The sequence below is a fragment of the Syntrophorhabdaceae bacterium genome (genome assembly GCA_028713955.1).
Classification (GTDB): Bacteria; Desulfobacterota; Syntrophorhabdia; order Syntrophorhabdales; family Syntrophorhabdaceae; genus UBA5609.
Genome location: JAQTNJ010000345.1, coordinates 1 through 2,742, shown reverse-complemented (window position 1 = coordinate 2,742; position 2,742 = coordinate 1). Strand labels below are relative to the sequence as shown.

Here is a 2,742-nt window from a genome sequence, read left to right as displayed (position 1 = left end):
GATGGTAAGTAACGAGGTACTGAACACTTCACGGCCCCATTGATTCATCCTGACCAGTTCCTTTACCATGTCCTTTAGAAGAGCAAAGACCGTGCCACGCCGTGAGGTTATCCGTAAACGGGCGTTATTATTGTTCAATAGGGTTTTTCAATCGTGGATATGATAGGGAGTAACAGGAAAAAAATGTCGAAATGATCGTGTTCTGTTCGACAATTGTGTCGATTTTAGCAAGTCCGGACAAGGCAATACTGTCGCCGGTCAATCGGAAGGTGTCACGAATTATTTGAATTTACTTGATTATTTGGGAAAAAATTATAAAATAATTATCTCATGGATAAGCACGCCATAAAGTCTGCCGCAAAGGAATTTTATAAATATCTGGAGAGGGAAAAGGGCGCCCCGTATAATACAAAACGTGCGTACAGGGGTGATATTGAGGATTTCATAGTCTTTATAGATAAGAGCTCATACGACGCGATAGACCACAATACCATAAGGGCCTATATCGTCAGTATCTATAAAAATCTTAAAAAGTCTTCTCTTTCGCGGAAGGTTTCTGCCATCAAGGTGTTTTTCAAATTTATGAAGAGAAAGGGCTATACCGAGGAGAATACCGCGCTGGTCATAAAGAATCCGAAGATCGAAAAAAACCTTCCCAAGTTTTACACGATTGATGAGATGTTTCACTTTCTCGATTTTCTTCCCAGAGAGGGGTGGTTGAATGTCAGGAACCGGGCGATCTTCGAGCTTATGTATTCAACAGGTACGAGGGCGCAGGAGGTTCTCAGCCTGGATATAGATGACGTTCATCTCGACGGGATGTGGATAAAGATAAAAGGTAAGGGCGGGAAAGAGCGTATAGTGCCCTTCGGTGAAAAGGCGAAGAGCGCCCTGGAGGAGTATAGGGACACCGTAAAGGACATAGGTAAAAAGGACATAGGTAAAAAAGACATAGGTAAACAGGAGGTAGGTAAAAAGGAGATAGGTAAAAAGGAGATAGGCAAGGATGTACCCGGTAAAGCACTTTTTATAAATATACGCGGCGGCAGGTTGTCGTACAGGGGTTTGTTGAAGATTATGAAGAAGCACCAACTAAAGGCGCAGCTTTTTAAGGATCTCTCTCTCCATGGCATACGTCATTCATTTGCCACCCATCTGCTCGACAGCGGGGCTGACTTGAGAAGCATTCAGGAGCTTCTTGGTCACTCAAAGCTTTCAACAACGCAGAAGTATACCCATGTCTCCATGGACAAATTGATGGAGATATATGATAAATCCCACCCAAGAAGGTAAAATGGAAGCGACAACTGTATTATGTGTCAGGCATAAAGGGAAGGTTGCTATTGGCGGCGACGGACAGGTGACGATGCAGGCAACGGTAGTAAAACATACGGCGAAGAAGGTGAGAAGGATTTATCAGGACAAGTGTCTTGCGGGATTTGCGGGCGCCACGGCAGATGCCTTCACCCTCTTTGAGCGCTTTGAAAAAAAGCTCGAACAGTACAACGGAAACCTCACAAGGGCAGCCGTCGAACTCGCAAAAGACTGGAGAACGGACAGGCTGCTCCGGCGGCTTGAGGCGCTCCTGATAGTGGCTGACAGAGATCACACGTTGATCCTTTCGGGTACGGGCGATGTTGTTGAACCTGATGACGGTGTGGCGGCAATCGGCTCTGGCGGGGCATACGCACAGGCTGCCGCAAAGGCGCTAATAAAATACACCGACCTCGCTGCCCCCGACATTGTGAAAGAATCGATGTCCATTGCGGCGGAAATATGTATCTACACAAATGATAGAATAGTCATCGAGGAGCTTTAATTGAAGACATTGACACCCGGACAGATCATGGAGGAGCTTGACAGATTTATCATAGGCCAGAATAAGGCAAAGAAGGCCGTTTCCATAGCGCTCAGGAACCGGTGGAGAAGACAGATGGTCCCAAAAGAGCTTCGCGATGAGATAGCGCCGAAGAATATCATCATGATCGGTCCGACAGGCGTCGGAAAGACGGAGATCGCGAGACGTCTTGCGAAGCTCGCAAGCGCGCCCTTTTTGAAGATAGAGGCGACAAAATTCACAGAGGTCGGTTACGTCGGAAGGGATGTTGAATCAATGATACGGGACCTTACAGAACTTGCTATCAGCATGGTGAGAAAAGAAGAACAGGCGCTTGTCATGGAGAAGGCGGCAGAGATAGCAGAGGAGAGGATACTTGATATACTGTTACCTGCACGGAAGGTTTCTAACGCGCAGGAAGAACAGGAGCCAGCCGACCTTTCGAGAGAAAAGATGAGAACCCGTTTGAGGGCCGGTCAACTAAAGGATAGACTTGTTGAGCTTGAAGTGCCTGACAGGGCGCTTCCCATGATAGAGATCTTTTCGGCGTCAGGGATGGAAGAGATGGACATGCAGATAAGGGACATCTTCGGGAACATGCTTCCGAAAAAGACGAAGAGAAGGAAGTTGAAGGTCGGCGAGGCATACGAGCACTTAGTCCAGGAGGAATCAAAAAAACTCATCGATATGGACAGGGTTACCAAGGACGCCGTCGAAAAGGTAGAACAATCGGGGATCATATTTCTCGACGAGATAGACAAGATAGCGAGCCGGGATCACGGTCAGGGGCCTGATGTATCGAGAGAGGGCGTGCAAAGGGACATATTGCCGATCGTTGAAGGAACGACGGTAACGACAAAATACGGGATGGTCAGAACGGACCATATCCTTTTCATAGCGGCAGG

General features: G+C 47.3%; 3 protein-coding genes. All 3 read left to right on the top strand.

From position 1 onward, the window contains the following. Positions 1-330: 330 nt before the first annotated feature. Positions 331-1,293, top strand: a complete 963-nt coding sequence (locus tag PHU49_16795) for a tyrosine-type recombinase/integrase (GenBank protein ID MDD5245667.1) — start codon at positions 331-333, stop codon at positions 1,291-1,293. A 1-nt stretch (position 1,294) separates the two neighbouring features. Continuing rightward, positions 1,295-1,819, top strand: coding sequence for an ATP-dependent protease subunit HslV (hslV, locus tag PHU49_16790; protein ID MDD5245666.1), 525 nt, complete (start codon positions 1,295-1,297; stop codon positions 1,817-1,819). Continuing rightward, on the top strand, positions 1,820-2,742 hold a 923-nt coding region (hslU, locus tag PHU49_16785; GenBank protein ID MDD5245665.1), incomplete at its 3' end, for an ATP-dependent protease ATPase subunit HslU.

Excerpts from the sequence above, each read along its gene's own strand:
- hslV (MDD5245666.1), top strand. The coding sequence starts at position 1,295 with ATGGAAGCGACAACTGTATTATGTGTCAGGCATAAAGGGAAGGTTGCT.
- PHU49_16795 (MDD5245667.1), top strand. The coding sequence starts at position 331 with ATGGATAAGCACGCCATAAAGTCTGCCGCAAAGGAATTTTATAAATAT.